General features: G+C 72.6%; 18 protein-coding genes. 10 read left to right on the top strand and 8 right to left on the bottom strand.

Annotation, left to right across the window (positions count from 1 at the left end; genetic code table 11):
* Positions 1 to 110 precede the first annotated feature (110 nt).
* Positions 111 to 1,031 (bottom strand): NADP-dependent oxidoreductase, encoded by a 921-nt coding sequence (locus tag AB0M11_RS00885; RefSeq protein ID WP_365699880.1) that lies wholly within the window; start codon positions 1,029 to 1,031, stop codon positions 111 to 113.
* 80 nt (positions 1,032 to 1,111) lie between these two features.
* Between AB0M11_RS00885 and AB0M11_RS00880 the strand changes: the two genes are divergently transcribed.
* Together AB0M11_RS00880 and AB0M11_RS00875 are read left to right on the top strand one after the other, a co-directional pair.
* Entirely contained in the window at positions 1,112 to 1,696 is a 585-nt protein-coding gene (locus AB0M11_RS00880; RefSeq protein WP_365699878.1) for a helix-turn-helix domain-containing protein, read from the top strand.
* A 267-nt stretch (positions 1,697 to 1,963) separates the two neighbouring features.
* Positions 1,964 to 3,154: a zinc-dependent alcohol dehydrogenase gene (locus AB0M11_RS00875; protein ID WP_365699876.1), complete on the top strand. Its 1,191-nt coding sequence runs from the start codon at positions 1,964 to 1,966 to the stop codon at positions 3,152 to 3,154.
* 30 nt (positions 3,155 to 3,184) lie between these two features.
* On the opposite strand, the gene AB0M11_RS00870 is transcribed toward AB0M11_RS00875, so the two are convergent.
* Positions 3,185 to 4,249: an ATP-dependent DNA ligase gene (locus AB0M11_RS00870; RefSeq protein ID WP_365699874.1), complete on the bottom strand. Its 1,065-nt coding sequence runs from the start codon at positions 4,247 to 4,249 to the stop codon at positions 3,185 to 3,187.
* Positions 4,250 to 4,388: 139 nt separating this feature from the next.
* Between AB0M11_RS00870 and ligD the strand changes: the two genes are divergently transcribed.
* Both ligD and AB0M11_RS00860 read left to right on the top strand, forming a co-directional pair.
* Positions 4,389 to 5,408, top strand: coding sequence for a non-homologous end-joining DNA ligase (gene ligD, locus AB0M11_RS00865; protein ID WP_365699872.1), 1,020 nt, complete (start codon positions 4,389 to 4,391; stop codon positions 5,406 to 5,408).
* Positions 5,409 to 5,505: 97 nt separating this feature from the next.
* Positions 5,506 to 6,534, top strand: coding sequence for a LacI family DNA-binding transcriptional regulator (locus AB0M11_RS00860; RefSeq protein WP_365699870.1), 1,029 nt, complete (start codon positions 5,506 to 5,508; stop codon positions 6,532 to 6,534).
* A 30-nt stretch (positions 6,535 to 6,564) separates the two neighbouring features.
* On the opposite strand, the gene AB0M11_RS00855 is transcribed toward AB0M11_RS00860, so the two are convergent.
* Complete coding sequence (locus AB0M11_RS00855; protein ID WP_365699960.1) at positions 6,565 to 7,356, bottom strand: VOC family protein; 792 nt, start codon at positions 7,354 to 7,356, stop codon at positions 6,565 to 6,567.
* A 260-nt stretch (positions 7,357 to 7,616) separates the two neighbouring features.
* Between AB0M11_RS00855 and AB0M11_RS00850 the strand changes: the two genes are divergently transcribed.
* Positions 7,617 to 7,871: a WhiB family transcriptional regulator gene (locus AB0M11_RS00850; RefSeq protein WP_174856072.1), complete on the top strand. Its 255-nt coding sequence runs from the start codon at positions 7,617 to 7,619 to the stop codon at positions 7,869 to 7,871.
* A 168-nt stretch (positions 7,872 to 8,039) separates the two neighbouring features.
* Positions 8,040 to 8,651, top strand: coding sequence for a hypothetical protein (locus AB0M11_RS00845; protein WP_365699867.1), 612 nt, complete (start codon positions 8,040 to 8,042; stop codon positions 8,649 to 8,651).
* A 39-nt stretch (positions 8,652 to 8,690) separates the two neighbouring features.
* Here AB0M11_RS00845 and AB0M11_RS00840 read toward each other — a convergent pair whose 3' ends face one another.
* The 4 genes from AB0M11_RS00840 to AB0M11_RS00825 form a co-directional block, all read right to left on the bottom strand.
* Positions 8,691 to 9,665 (bottom strand): acyl-ACP desaturase, encoded by a 975-nt coding sequence (locus tag AB0M11_RS00840; RefSeq protein WP_365699865.1) that lies wholly within the window; start codon positions 9,663 to 9,665, stop codon positions 8,691 to 8,693.
* 226 nt (positions 9,666 to 9,891) lie between these two features.
* On the bottom strand, positions 9,892 to 10,668 hold the full coding sequence (gene ddaH, locus AB0M11_RS00835) for a dimethylargininase (protein ID WP_365699863.1): 777 nt from the start codon (positions 10,666 to 10,668) through the stop codon (positions 9,892 to 9,894).
* A 97-nt stretch (positions 10,669 to 10,765) separates the two neighbouring features.
* Complete coding sequence (locus AB0M11_RS00830) at positions 10,766 to 12,403, bottom strand: ABC-F family ATP-binding cassette domain-containing protein (protein WP_365699861.1); 1,638 nt, start codon at positions 12,401 to 12,403, stop codon at positions 10,766 to 10,768.
* Between the two features lie 330 nt (positions 12,404 to 12,733).
* Positions 12,734 to 13,150 carry an SsgA family sporulation/cell division regulator gene (locus AB0M11_RS00825; RefSeq protein WP_365699859.1) on the bottom strand — a complete coding sequence of 139 codons (417 nt, stop codon included), beginning with the start codon at positions 13,148 to 13,150 and terminating at the stop codon, positions 12,734 to 12,736.
* 221 nt (positions 13,151 to 13,371) lie between these two features.
* On the opposite strand from AB0M11_RS00825, the gene AB0M11_RS00820 reads away from it, so the two are divergent.
* The 4 genes from AB0M11_RS00820 (at position 13,372) to AB0M11_RS00805 (ending at position 15,838) form a co-directional block, all read left to right on the top strand.
* The gene (locus AB0M11_RS00820; protein WP_365699857.1) at positions 13,372 to 14,466 is read left to right on the top strand and encodes an oxidoreductase; all 1,095 of its coding nucleotides are present in this window, start codon (positions 13,372 to 13,374) and stop codon (positions 14,464 to 14,466) included.
* A 42-nt stretch (positions 14,467 to 14,508) separates the two neighbouring features.
* Positions 14,509 to 14,847: a plasmid stabilization protein gene (locus tag AB0M11_RS00815; protein ID WP_365699855.1), complete on the top strand. Its 339-nt coding sequence runs from the start codon at positions 14,509 to 14,511 to the stop codon at positions 14,845 to 14,847.
* A 90-nt stretch (positions 14,848 to 14,937) separates the two neighbouring features.
* Positions 14,938 to 15,630: an endonuclease V gene (locus AB0M11_RS00810; RefSeq protein ID WP_365699853.1), complete on the top strand. Its 693-nt coding sequence runs from the start codon at positions 14,938 to 14,940 to the stop codon at positions 15,628 to 15,630.
* 61 nt (positions 15,631 to 15,691) lie between these two features.
* Positions 15,692 to 15,838, top strand: a complete 147-nt coding sequence (locus tag AB0M11_RS00805) for a hypothetical protein (protein WP_365699972.1) — start codon at positions 15,692 to 15,694, stop codon at positions 15,836 to 15,838.
* Positions 15,839 to 15,877: 39 nt separating this feature from the next.
* Here the strand turns inward: AB0M11_RS00805 and AB0M11_RS00800 are convergent, their stop codons facing one another.
* Positions 15,878 to 17,056: a saccharopine dehydrogenase NADP-binding domain-containing protein gene (locus AB0M11_RS00800; RefSeq protein WP_365699851.1), complete on the bottom strand. Its 1,179-nt coding sequence runs from the start codon at positions 17,054 to 17,056 to the stop codon at positions 15,878 to 15,880.
* Positions 17,057 to 17,157: the final 101 nt, after the last annotated feature.

The raw sequence follows: 17,157 nt of genomic DNA, 5'->3' as shown, positions 1-17,157 counted from the left end.
TGATCGGTGGCCGGCCGTCGGGTGCGGTGCGCAGGTCGTTTTCGTGCAGGGTGGTGGTCAGGTAGGGCCGTGCCTCCCGCTCTTCGGGAGGCGCGGCCCGTGCCACGTGCTCACAGGGTGACGATGATCTTCCCGTGGACGTGACGGTCGGCCTGCTGCCGCACGGCGTCCTGGATCTGCCGGATGGGGAAGGTGGCCGCGATGGGCACGGTGATGTCACCGGCGGCGATGCCGTCGGTGATCCGCTTCAGGTCCTCGGGGGTGCCATTGAAGCCGCCGGTGGCTTTGACGCCGCCGGGCGGGTTGGGGCCCGCGGCGATGGTGGAGATCCGCTCGGCGGGTACGCCGAGGGCCAGGGCGGCCTCGGCGGTCTCGGTGCCGAACAGGTCGGTGGCTGCGCTGATCCCGTCGGGAGCGATGTCACGCACCCGGTCGGCCAGGCCGTCGCCGTAGGCCACGCCTTCTGCTCCGAGACGCCCGATGAAGTCGAAGGTCGACCTGGAAGCGGTGCCGATCACCCGGGCGCCGGCGAGCCTGGCGAGCTGGACGGCCAGCACGCCCACGCCACCGGAGGCGTTCCCGATCAGCACCGTGTCGCCGGCCTGCACGTCGATCGCCGCGAGGGCGGCCGAGGCTGTCATGCCGGCCACCGACAGCGTGGCGGCGACCTCGTCGCTGATCCCTTCGGGCGTGTGCAGGATCGTGTCCGTCGCGAGGTTGACCACCGCGTGGTCGGCGGCGGCCCGGCCCAGCGCCCCGCCGTAGACGCGGTCGCCCACGGCGAAGCCGGTCACGCCCTCGCCGACCTCGTCCACGGTGCCGGCGAAGTCGGTCGCGAAGCCGGCCGGCAGAAAGATGCCGAACCGCTCGGCTATCTCGGGCATCGAGGTGAGGATCCAGTCCATCGGGTTGAGACCGACCACGGCCACCTTCACGCGGACCTCGCCCGCCTTCGCGTGCGGCTCGGGGGCCTCACGCAGCTCAAGGACCTCGGGCCCGCCGAACGCCTGGTGCACCACGGCTCGGTTCATGGGGAAGCTCCACTCCTACTGATGGGACTTTGTCTCGTCACTGTACATCGTGATGAGACAAAGTCCCATAGGATGGGGCCATGGCTCGCTGGGAACCCAATGCGTCGCAACGGCTGTCTGACGCCGCGCTCGAACTCTTCGCCGAGCGCGGCTACGAGAACACGACCGTGCAGGACATCGCGCAACGTGCCGGTCTCGCCAAGAGCAGTTTCTTCCGGCATTTCAAGGACAAGCGCGACGTACTCTTCGGCGAGGACGCGCTGCTGGAGCCGTTGCTGGCCGGGATCGCCGCAGCCCCGCCCCAGGCCGGTCCGCTCCAGGCGATGGGGTACGCCCTTGACGCAGTGGGCCAAGAGGTCTTCATATCCGAACGTCGCTCGGCAGTGGCCCGCAGACGGACGGTGATCGACGCCCACCCCGACCTCCGAGAGCGCGAGGGCCTCAAGAGCATGAGCCTGACCGCCGCGCTGTCGGCGGCCATGGAGCGCCGCGGCGCCCCCGGCCTGCTGGCCGAGGTGAGCGCGCACCTGGGCATCCTGGCACTGAAGATGGCTTACGAGCGGTGGACCGAACCGGAGAACACAGACGGCTTCGCCGTCGTCGCCCGCCAGGCGATCACGGAGGTGGAGGAGGCGATCTCGGCCGTGCGGTCGCGCGCGCGGTAGCCGGGCGCTCCGGCACGAGTCACGGCCTTGCGGACGTCATGACGGCCACGGTGTGTTCCCGCGCCGACGGCGGCCGACGCAACCGCCTCCGCACCTGGACCTTCATCGGTGACCATGGCCGGTCGGAACCGGTCGGACAGGGCCACATGCCCCCACCTGCGGTGCGGCGTCGGTGATTCGGGCCGGAGGGCTCGGGTACCCGGCTCGGGCCGCCATGCGGAACGCGTGGCCGGCACCGGTGCGCACGCGACAGAGGGAGCGCGAGTCATGAAGGCAGTCACCTGGCAGGGCCGACGGGACGTACGGGTGGACGACGTGCCCGACCCCCGCATCGAACAGCCCACGGATGCCGTCATCCGCATCACCTCGACCGGCCTGTGCGGCTCGGACCTGCACCTCTACGAGGTGCTCACACCGTTCATGACCCCGGGTGACATCCTCGGCCACGAACCCATGGGCATCGTCGAGGAGACCGGTTCCGAGGTGCCGAACCTGAGGCCGGGCGACCGGGTGGTGGTGCCGTTCCAGATCGCCTGCGGGCACTGCTTCATGTGCTCGACGGGACTGATGACCCAGTGCGAGACCACCCAGGTCACCGGCGAGGGCATGGGCGCGGCCCTGTTCGGCTACACCCGGCTCTACGGCGCGGTCCCCGGCGCCCAGGCCGAGTACCTGCGCGTCCCGCAGGCCCAGTTCGGCCCCATCAAGGTGCCCGAGGGGCCGTCCGACGACCGCTTCGTCTACCTCTCCGACGTGCTCCCCACCGCCTGGCAGGCCGTCGAGTACGCCGCCGTCCCGCCCGGCGGCACCCTCGCCGTCCTCGGCCTCGGGCCGATCGGCGACATGGCCTGCCGGATCGCCAGGGCACGCGGGGCCGAGCGGGTGTTCGGCATCGACCTGGTGACCGAGCGGCTGGAGCGGGCCGCCCGCCGCGGCGTCGAGACGTACGACCTGCGGGCCTTCGACAACGAGAAGGACCTGGTCCGCGCGATCCAGGACGAGACCGGCGGCCGCGGCCCGGACGCCGTGATCGACGCCGTCGGCACCGAGGCGCACGGGAGCGCCGCCGCAAAGATGGCGCAGGCCGCGACCGGCATGCTGCCCCGCAAGATCGCCGGCCCGATCGCGGAACGCTTCGCCGTCGACCGGCTCGCCGCCCTCCACACGGCGATCGACCTGGTCCGCCGGGGCGGCACGATCTCCCTGAGCGGTGTGTACGGCGGCATGGCCGACCCGATGCCGATGCTCACCCTGTTCGACAAGCAGATCCAGCTGCGCATGGGCCAGGCCAACGTCCGCAGCTGGACCGACAAGATCATCCCGTACCTGACGGACGAGGACACCCTCGGCGTCGAGGACTTCGCCACCCACCGGCTGCCCCTGTCCGACGCCCCGCACGCGTACGACATGTTCCAGCACAAGCAGGACGGCGCGGTGAAGGTCATCTTCAAGCCGTAGCCGGGGGCGTGACGGGGCGGTGCCGCCGGGTCAGGAGCCCAGGATCTCGTCGAGGTCGTAGCGCACCGGCTCCTCCAGCTGGGCGTACGTGCAGCTCTCCGGTGCGCGGTCCGGGCGCCAGCGGCGGAAGCGGGCCGTGTGCCGGAAGCGGGCGCCGTTCTCCATGTGGTCGTACGCCACCTCGGCCACCCGCTCCGGCCGCAGCGGCACCCAGGACAGGTCCTTCTTGCCCGACCAGCGGCTCGGCGCGCCGGGCAGCCGGGCCGTCTCGTGCGCCGCCTCCTCGGCCCAGGCCGCCCACGGATGGCCGAGGACGTCGGCCATGCGGAGCGGCTCCAGCTCCTCGATCAGCTCGGCCCGCCGCTTCATCGGGAACGCGGCCGACACACCCACGTGCTGGAGGGCGCCCCGGTCGTCGAAGAGGCCCAGCAGCAGCGAGCCCACCACCGGACCGCTCTTGTGCAGGCGGTACCCGGCCACCACGACGTCGGCGGTCCGCTCGTGCTTGACCTTGAACATGGCCCGCTCGTCCTGCCGGTAGCGCAGCGTCAGCGGCTTGGCGACGACCCCGTCCAGGCCGGCCCCCTCGTACTGCTCGAACCACCGCCGGGCCACCTCGACGTCGGTCGTCGCCGGCGCCAGATGCACGGGCGGGGTGACCCCGTCCAGCGCCCTCGTGAGCAGCGCGCGGCGGTCGCTCAGCGGGACGTCGAGCAGCGACTCGTCGGCCAGCGCCAGCAGGTCGAAGGCGACGAAGGAGGCGGGGGCCCGCTCCGCCAGGGCGCGCACCCGGGAGTCCGCCGGGTGGATCCGCTCGGTCAGCGCGTCGAAGTCCAGTCGGCCCTCCCGCGCGATCACGATCTCCCCGTCCAGCACGCACCGCTCGGGCACCCGCTCCCTCAGGGCCGTCACCAGCTCGGGGAAGTACCTGGTCAACGGCTTCCCGGTGCGGCTGCCCAGCTCCACCTCGGCGCCGTCCCGGAAGACGATCGCGCGGAAGCCGTCCCACTTCGCCTCGTACTGCATGTCCGGCGGGATCTTCGCCACCGGCTTGGCGAGCATCGGCTTCACGGGCGGCATCACCGGCAGATCCATGCCATGACTCTACGAGCGCTTCCCGGCGCCCGCTCGTCACGCGGCACCCTCCCGGTACGGACCGCGGACCGCGGACCGCGGACCGCGGACCGCGTCGAGCCGATATGCGCGGTGGGGGTGGCGCGCCTACCGTGGCCGCATGGGCGATGCGGTGGAACTGGAGGTGGCCGGCCGGACCGTACGGCTGTCCAGCCCGGACAAGGTGTTCTTCCCGGAGCGCGGTCTCACCAAGCTGGACGTCGCCCGCTACTACGCGGCGGTCGCCCCCGGCGTCCTGCGCGCCCTGCGTGACCGCCCCACCACCCTGCAGCGCTACCCGGACGGCATCGAGGGCGAGTGGTTCTACCAGAAGCGCGCCCCCAAGGGCATGCCCGACTGGATCCCCACGGCCCACATCACCTTCCCCAGCGGGCGCACCGCCGACGAGATGTGCCCCACCGAGGAGGCCGCCGTGGTGTGGGCCGCGCAGTACGGCACGCTCACCTTCCACCCGTGGCCGGTGCGCCGGGGGGACGTCGACCGCCCCGACGAGCTGCGCCTGGACCTCGACCCGCAGCCCGGCACCGACTTCGCCGACGCGGTCCGCGCCGCCCACGAACTGCGTGCGGTCCTGGACGAGTTCGGCGGACTGCGGGGCTGGCCCAAGACCTCCGGCGGCCGCGGGCTGCACGTCTTCGTGCCCATCGAACCCCGCTGGACCTTCACCCAGGTCCGGCGCGCGGCGATCGCCGTGGGCCGCGAGCTGGAACGCCGGATGCCGGACCGGGTCACCACCAAGTGGTGGAAGGAGGAACGCGGCGAGCGCATCTTCGTCGACTACAACCAGACCGCCCGCGACCGCACCATCGCCTCCGCCTACTCCCTGCGGCCCCGCCCGCACGCGCCCGTCTCCGCGCCGCTGCGCTGGGAGGAGGTCGACCACGTCCGCCCGGAGGACTTCGACCTCGTCACCATGCCGGTCCGGTTCGCCGAGGCCGGCGACGTGCACGCCGACATGGACGACCACGCCTACTCGCTCGACGCCCTGCTGGAACTCGCCCGCCGCGACGAACACGAGCACGGACTGGGCGACCTGCCCTATCCGCCGGAGTACCCGAAGATGCCGGGCGAGCCCAGACGCGTCCAGCCGAGCCGGGCCCGCCCCGAACAACCCTCCTGACGGCGGGACTTGGGTTGGGGCGTGCCGGGAGAGCGCTCTCACCGCGTCCTGTGTCCGGGGCTATGCTGATCGTCAGCCGCCGAGGAGGAGGGCCGAGGTGTCCGACGCAGGGTCGCGCCCCACCCTGGAGGCCGTGGCCGCGCGGGCCGGGGTCTCCCGGGCCACCGTGTCACGGGTCGTCAACGGCGGGGACGGGGTGCGCGAGCCCCTGGTCCAGCGGGTCCGGCGGGCGGTCGAGGAACTCGGCTACGTCCCCAACCAGGCGGCCCGCAGCCTCGTCACCAAACGGCACGACGCCGTCGCCGTCGTCATCGCAGAACCGGAGACCCGGATCTTCGCGGACCCTTTCTTCGCCCTCCAGTTGCGGGGGATCAGCAAGGAGTTGACGGCCCACGACAACCAGCTCGTACTGCTGCTCACGGAGGGCCGGGACGACCATGCCCGGGTGGCCCGCTACCTCGCCGGAGGTCATGTCGACGGCGCGCTGGTCTTCTCGCTCCACCTCGACGACCCGCTGCCCGGTCTGATCGAGGGCGCCGGGGTGCCCACCGTGTTCGGCGGCCGGCCCGGCTGGAGCGGCGGCTCGAACAGCGCCGTGTACGTCGACTGCGACAACCGGGGCGGCGCCGAGGAGGCGGTACGCCATCTCGTCGCCCTCGGCCGGACCCGGATCGCGCACATCACCGGGCCGCTGGACCAGACGTCGGCGGCCGACCGGCTCCAGGGGTACCGGGACGTCATGGGGGAGGGCGACCCGCGGCTTGTGGCCGCCGGCGACTTCACCCCGGCCGGCGGCGAACGCGCGATGGGCGAACTCCTCGACCGCTGCCCCGACGTGGACGCCGTGTTCGCCGCCAACGACCTCACCGCGCTCGGCGCCCTGCGCGTCCTGGGCGAGCGCGGCCGCCGGGTGCCCGAGGACGTGGCCGTGATCGGCTTCGACGACGTGCTGCCCGTGGCCGGACAGAGCGAGCCGGCGCTCACGACGGTCCGTCAGGACATCGAGGAGATGGGCCGGCTGATGGCCCGGCTGCTGCTGTCCACGCTGACCCGCGGGGGGTCGGCGAGCGGCGCACCGGCCGGTGTCGTCCTGCCCACGACGCTGATACGGCGCGCGACCGCCTGAGCCGCCCCGGCGGTCGCCGCGCGGCGGCCCTCAGGGCTGCTGCGGTTCGCTCTTGATCACCGCGAACCGGGCGCCGTACGGGTCGGCCAGCTTGGCCATCCGGCCCACCCCCTCCAGCGTGGTCGCCGGCATTCGCACCCTGCCCCCCGTCTGCTGGGCCTTCTCGACCACCGCGTCCGGGTCCTCGACCTCGAAGTACGGCAGCCAGTACGCGCCGGCCTGCGCCTCGGCCGGGTCCTCGGCCAGCGGGACCATGCCGCCGAACATCGACCCCTCGTCGCCGCCCGCCGGGTTGACGCAGGTGTAGGTGCCGCCGGGGAAGGGCACGCCGGAGGTCTCCAGCCCCAGCACCCGGTGGTAGAAGGCGGCCGCGGCCGCGATGTCCGGGGTGTACAGCTCCACCCAGCACAGCGAACCCGGAGCGCCCGCCACGTCGACGCCCTTCCTGCGCGCCGGCTGCCAGATGCCGAAGGGCACGCCCGCCTGGTCGCCGAGGATCGCCAGGTGGCCCTGGCCCAGCACGTCCATCGGCTGGGCGAGCACGCTGCCGTGCGCCTGCTCGGCCGCCTTCGCGGTGGCCTGCGCGTCCCCGCTCTGGAAGTACACCGTCCAGGAGGGCGGACCCTGTGCCGGGGTGGTCTGCATACCGCCGGCGGCGATCCTGCCGTCCAGTTGGAAGAATCCGTAACCGCCGGCCTCGGGGCCCGCCGACTGGAACTGCCAGCCGAACAGACCGTGGTAGAAGGAGACGGCGCCGTCGATCTCGGGCGTGCCGAGGTCGATCCAGTTGGGAGCGCCGTCGACGAAACGGGTGGTGAGCATCATCGCCCTCCTCGGAAGGGTCCTGTTCTCTGCTGGGCCGAGTCTTCCACCGCCCACTGACAATTACTGCCGTCCCACGCCCGTCACCGCCCCCGTTACCGTGGGTCACCCGGCACTTCCGCCGAGTTCCGGACCCGCTCCGCGCGCCGCCGTGCGCGGGCGTGGTGCGCAAGCGCATGATCGAGGCTGCGGTGCTCCGTCGAAGTCCCGTTGAGCAGGCGTTGATCGAACGTTTTTCGCCGCCCGGCACGATCCTGGCCATGCACTTCGACACCATCACCCCGCCCCGCACGCCCGTACCGGCCTGGCAGGCGCAGGCGTTGTGCGCGCAGACCGGGGCGGACTTCTTCTTCCCCGAGCCCGGCAGTTCGGTGCGCGAGGCCAAGCGCATCTGCGGCATGTGCGAGATGCGGTCGGCCTGCCTGGAGTACGCGCTGGACAACGACGAACGCTTCGGCGTCTGGGGCGGCCTCTCCGAGAAGGAACGCCTGGAACTGCGCCGCGCGTCCCGCTGAACCCGGGCCCGCCGGGGACGTCCGGGCGGCGGGGTCCCCGGACGCCGGCGGCAGCATCGGGAGCCGGGAGGGGAGGCGGGCTCGCCCGGCGGCGGGCCGCAGGCATGCGGGTGGTCCGCTCGCGCGGCACGCTGGTAGGAGAGCGACGTGGCGAGGGGAGGAGCTCCCATGGGACACACCGACCAGCGGCCCGCCACCCGGACCAGGGCCGAGCGACCCGTCGGCGCCGGGAGCGTGTTCCTCTCCTTCGCCCCGTGGATCGTCTTCGGCGTGGTGGCCGGCCCCAGTACCTGGGAGTACGCGGCGCTGGCCGCGCTGGTCTCCGCCGTCGTGCTCTCCGGCAGGGACATGCTCAGGGGCCGGTACTTCCTCCTGGACATGGTCGCCATCGTGTTCTTCGCCGTGCTCTGCGTCCTCGCCCTCGCCCTGGACCGACACGAGCTGATCTGGCTGGAGACGTACGCGCAGGTCATCTCCAACGCGGTGGTGGCCGTGGTCGCGCTCGGCTCGCTGCTGTCCGACCCCTTCACCGCGCAGTACGCCCGCCACTCGGTGCCGCGCGAGTACTGGGACTCGCCCGTCTTCCGGCACGTCAACACGGTGCTGACCACGGCCTGGGGCACGGCCTTCGCGCTGATGGCGCTGTCCACCTGGCTCGCCATCCGGATCCCGGCCGGCAGCGACTGGTTCAACTGGGTGGTCCCCGTCGCGCTGCTGGTCGGGGCCGTGAAGTTCACCGAGCGCTACCCGGAGGAGTACAAGCGGCGGGTGGCCGCCTAGCGCCCCCGCCGCCCTCCCGGGCGTCCGCCCGTCCCGGCGTCAGGCGCCGGCGCGCGCCGCCATCCGGGCCTTGCGCGCGGCCAGCTTCTCGTCGAACTTCGAGGCCTCCGCGTTCAGACCGCCCATGAACATGCCGAGTTCGTCCTGCGCCTGCAGGCCCTCCGGGCCCAGACCGTCGATCTCCAGGACCTTCAGGTGGCGCAGCACCGGCTGCAGCACGTCGTCGTGGTGGATGCGCAGGTTGTAGACCTCGCCGATCGCCATCTGGGCGGCGGCGCGCTCGAAGCCGGGGATGCCGTGGCCGGGCATGCGGAAGTTGACCACGACGTCCCGCACCGCCTGCATGGTCAGGTCGGGGGCCAGCTCGAACGCCGACTTCAGGAGGTTGCGGTAGAAGACCATGTGCAGGTTCTCGTCGGTCGCGATGCGGGCCAGCATGCGGTCGCAGACCGGGTCGCCGGACTGGTGGCCGGTGTTGCGGTGCGAGATGCGGGTCGCGAGTTCCTGGAAGGCGACGTAGGCGATCGAGTGCAGCATGGAGTGACGGTTGTCCGACTCGAAGCCCTCGCTCATGTGCGACATCCGGAACTGCTCCAGCTTGTCCGGGTCCACCGCGCGCGAGGCGAGCAGGTAGTCGCGCATCACGATGCCGTGCCGGCCCTCCTCGGCGGTCCAGCGGTGCACCCAGGTGCCCCAGGCGCCGTCCCGGCCGAACAGCGAGGCGATCTCGTGGTGGTAGCTGGGCAGGTTGTCCTCGGTGAGCAGGTTCACCACCAGCGCGGTCCGGCCGATCTCGGTGACCTTGGACTGCTCCTTGCCCCAGGCCTGGCCGTCCTCGAAGAAGCCGGGGAAGTTGCGGGCGTCGCTCCACGGCACGTACTCGTGCGGCATCCAGTCCTTGGCGACCTTCAGATGCCGGTTCAGCTCCTTCTCGACCACTTCCTCCAGGGCGTACAGCAGCCGCGCGTCGGTCCACACGGACGGGCTGCCGAGATGGGGAGAAGTGATCGTCACGGGAACTCCAGGGGGACGCCGAACAAGAGCGGATGAACGAGGCAGGACCGGCGAGCGGTGCCGGAACCTACGAGATCGTAGGCTACGAATCCGTAGGTTACGAAGCCGTAGGTTAAGTGCGCTGTAAAGATTGCTGATCAGGTGCTGTGCACAAGGCGATTCGGACATGCCGAACGGCCCCGGGACCCGCAGGTCCCGGGGCTGAAGGGGCGAAATGGATCACTCGTCAGGCGTACAGCTCCCGCATCCGCACCGAGAGGCACGTCACACATCCCTCGAGCTTCTCGAACTCGGAGATGTCCACGGTGACCACCTCGTGCCCCAGGTCGGCCAGCAGCTCCGCGGTCTTCGGGGCGCTCGCCGACATCAGCAGCTTGCCGCCGCCGAGCAGCACCACATGGGCGCCCGCCTCCTCGGGGACCGCCAGGAACCCCGGGAACAGCGACGGCCGGTCCACGTTCGGGATGTGCCCCAGGACCGTTCCGTCGGGCAGCGCGGTCACCGCCGACTTCAGGTGCAGCACCTTGCTCACCGGCACGGCGACCACGCGCGCGCCCAGCGGCTCGAACGCGGCCCTCAGCTGCTGCACGCCGGCCGCGTTGGTCCGCCCGCCGCGGCCGACATAGACGGTGTCGCCCACCTTGAGGACGTCACCGCCGTCCAGGGTGCCCGGCTCCCAGATCCAGTTCACCGAGCAGCCCAGGCGGGCCACCGCCTCCTCCACGCCGGCCGTCTCCGCGCGCCGGGATTCGGCGCCGGGCCGGGTGATCAGCGCCACGTTCTTGTACATGACGACCGTGTCCTCGACGAACACCGAGTCCGGGCAGTCGTCCACCGGATCCACCTCGACGGTCTCCCAGCCGTGCGCGCGCAGCGTCTGCGCGTACGCCTCCCACTGCTCGTGGGCGAGCTCGACGTCGACCTTCTCCCGCTCGATGTGCGTCACCAGGCCTTCGGCGAGGCGCGGGCTGGGGCGGCGGATGAGGGCCTTCTTGCTGGGCACGACAGGTCTCCGAGGTCGGGGTTCGGTCCGGCGCCCGTGTCGGGGCGCCGGACCGCCATCATGCAGGTCGGTTCCGTGTCGACAAAACCCCCGGGTCTCAGGCCGTGCCCTCCCCGAGGCCGGCCACCTCCTCAGGCGTCGTGCCGGTCAGCTGCCCGTCTGCCATCAGCAGCCACCGGGTGATCCCGATCGACTCCAGGAACGGCAGGTCGTGACTGGCCACGATCAGGGCGCCCGCGTACGACTCCAGAGCCGTGGTGAGCTGCCGGACGCTCGCCATGTCGAGGTTGTTCGTCGGCTCGTCCAGCATCAGCAGCTGCGGCGCCGGTTCGGCCAGCAGCAGCGCGGCCAGCGCCGCCCGGAAGCGCTCGCCGCCGGAGAGCGTCCCCGCCTTCCGGTCGGCCCGCGCGCCCCGGAACAGGAAGCGGGCCAGCCGGGCCCGGATCCGGTTGTTGCCGGCGTCCGGCGCGAACCGGGCCACGTTCTCGGCGACGGTCAGCTCGTCGTCGAGGACGTCCAGCCGCTGGGGCAGGAAACGCATCGGCACGTGCGCGTGCGCCGCGCCCGCGACCGGCGCCAGCTCCCCGGCGATCGTCCGCAGCAGGGTCGTCTTGCCCGCGCCGTTGCGCCCGACGAGCGCGATCCGCTCGGGCCCGCGCAGCTCCAGGATCCCCTCGACCCGCGAGCCGTGCGCGAGTTCGAGCTTCTCCAGCGTCAGCACGTTGCGGCCCGGTGGCACGGCCGTGTACGGCAGTTCGACGCGGATCTCGTCGTCGTCCCGCACTGCCTCCACCGCCTCGTCCAGCCGCTCCTTCGCCTCGGCGAGGCGTTCCTGGTGCATGACGCGGTGCTTGCCCGCGGACTCCTGTGCCGCGCGCCTGCGCGCCCCCATGACGATCTTCGGCTCGCGCTTCTGCTCGAACATCTTCTGCCCGTACCGCTTGCGGCGGGCCAGTTTGACCTGGGCGTCGGAGAGTTCGCGTTGCTGCTTGCGGACATCGGCCTCGGCGACCCGCACCATGCGCTCGGCCGCCTCCTGCTCGACGGCGAGGGCCTCCTCGTACGCCGAGAAGTTGCCGCCGTACCAGGTGACCTCCCCGGCACGCAGGTCGGCGATCTGGTCGACCAGGTCGAGGAGTTCGCGGTCGTGGCTGACCACGACCAGCACGCCCGGCCAGGACGCCACGGCCGCGTACAGCCGCCTGCGGGCGTACAGGTCGAGATTGTTGGTGGGCTCGTCGAGCAGCAGCACGTCCGGCCGCCGAAGGAGCAGCGCGGCCAGCCGCAGCAGTACCGACTCGCCGCCGGACACCTCGCCGACGGTCCGGTCCAGGCCGATGTGGCCGAGCCCGAGTTCGCCGAGGGTGACCAGGGCGCGCTCCTCGACGTCCCAGTCGTCGCCGAGCGTCTCGAAGTGCCGCTCGGACGCGTCGCCCGCCTCGATGGCGTGCAGCGCGGCCCGCCGTGCGGCGATGCCGAGCGCCTCGTCGACGCGCAGGGCGGTGTCGAGCGTGACGTTCTGCGGGAGGTGACCGACCTCGCCGGCCACTTTCACGGTGCCGTCGGCCGGCGTGAGCTGCCCGGCGACGAGCTTCAGGAGCGTCGACTTCCCTGATCCGTTGACGCCGACCAGGCCGGTGCGGCCGGGGCCGAAGGAGATGTCCAGGCCGTCGAAGACGGGGGAGCCGTCGGGCCAGGCGTACGACAGGGAGGTGACGGTGACGGAAGCAGACATGGGCGCCTCGCGGTTGCTTGCGGTGTCGGGGGGCGAACGCGTGTCGAGACACCGCGAGGCGGAAGCCGGGAGGGCCAGGAGGAGATCCTGCGCCGGGAGGACGGCTCACACGCCGAGGTCGAACGCCACAGACACACCCCACGGGTGTGACGCGGTGTCTCAGGACCTCAGACGAGCAACGTCCTTCTCCGATCGACGGCAACAGAACCGTCGTCAACGTTAGGAAGGGCCGCGGGGCGTGTCAACGCGATTGAGCACCGCGACCGGTCACCGGCGGCCGGGCCATGGCGAGGGCGGTTCCGGCGCCCTGCCGGTGGCGGGGGCGCCGGGTCAGCAGGCGTCCCGCATCAGCTCGGCCAGGTCGTGGTCCAGGTCCAGCTGGAGGTGTTCGAGACCGGCGGGGACCAGGTCGCCGGTGGCCTCCAGGAACCGCCGTATCTCGCCCGTGCGCACGTGCACGACGGCGGTGCCCTCGGGGGCGCGGAACTCCAGCACGGTCCGGTCGTAGCCGTACGGCCGTACCCGGACGTCCCCGTTGCCCTCGGGCGCGTGCAGTCCGGCCGCCAGCAGCTCGCGGGAGAACGTCCAGCAGACGTCGACCCCCTCCAGGGTGGCCGGGGCCGGGAACGTCATGCGCACCGCGAAGGGGTCCTCGCGGTCGTAGTGCAGGGTGGCGGGAATGCTCGGCATACGCGGTGACGCGGCGACCAGGCGGGCCTCTACGGGCTGCTCGATGACGGTGGACAACGCCTTGCTCCCTCGTGACGGTGGTACGGATGTCCGGGCGTGTGAGACCTGGCACTGGAAGAGACGACGGAAGCGGCCGATCCGTGCACAGGAGAGCCGAGTGACCTCTGTCACCGGGCCTATTCACACCCGCGGCTTACCTGTCGCACCGGGCCGCCGCGACCGCTGGGCCCTCTGGACGGCGCGGTGGTGGTCGGCTAGCTTCGCGCGCCATGAGGCGCATGGGGAGCACGCGACGCACAGGACGAGCCCGACGCACCGGCCGGACGGTCGCGGCGGCGGCGGCGAGCGCGGCGGCACTGGCCGCGCTGACCGCCGGTTCCGCACAGGCCGCGCCGCGGGCACCGCACTGGGCGGTCAAGGACACCGGCACCCCCGACGTGCGGTTCCGAGGCCTGGCCGCCGTCGACCGGAACACCGCCTGGCTGGCCGGCACCGACGGCACCGTGCTGCGCACCACGGACGGCGGGACCAGCTGGCGCAACGTCTCCCCGCCCGGCGCGGGCGACCTCCAGTTCCGGGACGTCGAGGCGTTCGACGCGCGCCGCGCGGTGGTGCTGGCCATCGGCGAGGGCGAGGCGTCCCGGGTCTACCGCACCGACGACGGCGGCCGGACCTGGACGGAGTCCTTCCGCAACACCGACCCGGCCGCCTTCTACGACTGCCTGGCCTTCTTCGACCGCCGCCACGGCCTCGCCGTCAGCGACCCGGTCGACGGGAAGTTCCGCATCCTGTCGACGAGCGACGGCGGCCGTTCCTGGCGCGTGCTGCCCGGCGACGGCATGCCCGCCGCCCTGGCCGGTGAGGCGGGCTTCGCGGCGAGCGGCCAGTGCCTGGTCGCCTCCGGGCCGAAGGACGCCTGGCTGGCCACCGGCGGTGGCGCGCACGCGCGCGTGCTGCACTCCACCGACCGCGGCCTGACCTGGACCGCTGCCGACACCACCATCCCGGCGGGCGATCCTGCCAAGGGCGTCTTCGCCCTCGCCTTCCGGGACCGCGCGCACGGCCTCGCGGTCGGCGGTGACTACCGCGCCGACCAGGCCTCGCCGCGAGCGGCCGCGGTCACCCCGGACGGCGGCCGCAGCTGGCGGTCCGCCGCCGCTCCGCCGTTCGCCTACCGCTCCGGCGTGGCCTGGCTCCCGCACAGCCGCGGCACGGCCCTCGCCGTCGGTCCCACCGGCACCGACCTGACCACCGACGGCGGCCGCACCTGGCGGACCGTCGACACCGGCTCGTACGACACCGTGGCCTGCACACCGGATCTGAGCTGCTGGGCGGCCGGTGAGCAGGGGCGGGCGGCACGTCTGGAGAGCTGACCGGCGGGTACCCGGTTCCCGCATCCCGAGAAAGGAGCGGTCATGCCACGCGGATCCAGCCCGAAACGGGAACGCCAGTACGAGCACATCAAGGAGAGCGCGCTCGACCGGGGCGAGAGCAAGAGTCGCGCCGAGGAGATCGCCGCCCGGACCGTCAACAAGGAACGGGCCCGGTCCGGTGAGTCGAAGACGGCGAGCCGCAGTTCCACGCAGGACATGTCGTCCGGCAAGCGCGGCGGCCAGCGCTCCGGCAACCGGCAGGGCTCCCAGGGGCCGACCCGGGACCAGCTGTACAACGAGGCCAAGCAGCGCGGCATCGAAGGCCGTTCGCACATGAACAAGGCCGAGTTGCAGCGTGCCCTCGACAGCAAGAAGAGCTGAAGAGCTGACGCCACGCGCGCGTGCGGTGACTCGGCCGGAATCGCCCGTCACCGCACGCGCGCGTGCCGGGCCGCTACCCTCGTCTGCACCATGACGACGACCGTGCGTGCCCCCGCGGGCTGGCCCGCGACCGAGGAACAGGCCCTGGCCGTGCAGGACGAGTTGCGGGGGCGGGTGGTCCTCGACGAGCCGGGCCCGGCGCCCGGCACCGGGTTCGTCACCGGCGTCGACGTGGCCTACGACGACGAGCGCGACCTGGTCGCCGCCGCGGCCGTCGTCCTGGACGCGGCGACCCTGGAGACCGTCGCCGAGGCGACCGCGGTCGGCCGGGTGTCCTTCCCGTACGTGCCCGGCCTGCTCGCCTTCCGCGAGATCCCGACCGTACGCGCCGCCCTGGACGCCCTGCCCTGCCCGCCGGGCCTGGTCGTCTGCGACGGCTACGGCCTCGCCCACCCGCGCCGCTTCGGCCTCGCCAGCCACCTGGGCGTCCTCACCGGCCTGCCCACCATCGGCGTCGCCAAGAACCCGTTCACCTTCGCGTACGACGCCCCGGACACCCCGCGCGGCAGCCAAGCGCCGCTCCTCGCCGGTACCGAGGAGGTCGGTCGCGCGCTGCGCACCCGGGACGCCGTCAAGCCGGTCTTCGTCTCCGTCGGCCATCGGGTGAGCCTCGACAACGCCTGTGCCCACACCCTCGCGCTCACCCCGGCCCACCGGCTGCCGGAGACCACCCGCCGGGCGGACGCGCTGTGCCGGAGCGCGCTGCGTGAAGCCCAGGCCTGAGTAGCGATTCTGAGTACGTGTACGGATGCCGCTGTGACCGATGGGCGGCAGGCTGGCCCGCATGACGACACAGCGCGCGCCCAAGTCCCCGGCCCACCCCGCCCGGTCCGCCGAGCGTGCCGTGCACGCGGCACTGGTCCTCTCCGCGGTGGCGGGGTTCGCCTGGGTCGTCGGGATGCTCTACACCGTGCTGCGGTGGCAGTCCTGACCGCCTTTCCCGGCCGGGCCCGGTCGGGTCCCTCCGGGTCTACCGGGTGGCCGCCACCCGGAAACCGATCCCGGCCGCGCGCAGCCGCTCGGTCAGCGCGTCGCCCATCGCCTGAGCCGTGGTGACCTGGCCGGCCGTCGGCGGCAGGTCGTCGTGGGCCAGGGACAGGGCGGCCTCGGCGAACATCTTCGCCGTCTCGCCGTAGCCGGGATCCCCGCCCGAGACCTCCGTGAACACCCGCCGTCCGCCGCCCTCGCCGACGAACCGGACCCTGAACCAGCTGCGGGCCCGCTTCTGGGCGTCGGGCCCCTGACCGGGCTTGAGGCGGTCCGACAGCCAGCGGCGGGCGGGCGGCACCTGGGCGGCCGCGGCGACCGCGCCGACGGCCGCCATGCCGCCGAGGGCCACCGGCAGGTGCCTGACGGCCGCGTAGTGCCGGTACCGGAAGTCCGGGCCGTAGCGGTCCAGGGCCCTGGCCGACCGGCGCACCACCTGGGGGTCGATGGTGGGCAGCGGCAGCGCCCAGGCGCCGACCTCGGGCGCGAACCGCGGGACACCCGTCGGCGCGTTGGTCCGGCGGCTCACCAGCCGGGGCTCGTGCCGGGCGCGGTCGCGGGCGGCGGCGACCATCTGCCGTGGGCGTGCGAACTGGTCCAGGGCGGAGGCGAAGGTGCCGCCGGAGAAGGCCGCGTCGACGCTCACGAACCCGTCCACGGTCAGCGGCACGCCCTCCGGCAGCTGCCGGACCGTGAAGTACGCGCCCAGGTCGTGCGGGACCGAGTCGAAACCGCACGCGTGCACCAGGCGGGCGCCCGTCTCCCGCGCGCGTGCGTCGTGCCGTACATACATCAGGTCCACGAACTCCGGCTCGCCGCACAGGTCGAGGTAGTCGGCGCCGGTGTCCGCGCAGGCCGCGACCAGCTGCTCGCCGTGACGGCCGTACGGACCGACCGTCGTGGCCACCACGCGGGCCTGCTCGGCGAGCGCGCGGACGGTGGCGGGCTCCGACACGTCGGCGCGCAGCACCCCGACCCCGGCGCCGTCCGGCAGCCGCTCGCGCAGCGCCTCCAGCCTGCGCTCGTCGCGGGCCGCGACGGCCCAGCGCAGGCCCTGCGGCGCGTGGGCGGCGAGGTACTCGGCGGTGAGCGCGCCGACGAAGCCGGTGGCTCCGAAGAGCACGACGTCGTAGGGACGGTCTGTCGTCTTTAGCCTGCTCATGACACCTCTCGGTTGCACAACCCGTGCCGTTGTCGGTGGCTGAGGCTAGCGTGAGGGGTGCGGACGCACCCCCGCGGGGTATCTTGACTAAGCGCTTGCTC

This window comes from Streptomyces sp. NPDC051987 (assembly GCF_040680735.1).
In the GTDB taxonomy this organism is placed as follows: Bacteria; Actinomycetota; Actinomycetes; order Streptomycetales; family Streptomycetaceae; genus Streptomyces.
The sequence above is the reverse complement of the archived record's forward strand: the minus strand, read 5'-3'. Positions and strand labels throughout refer to the sequence as shown.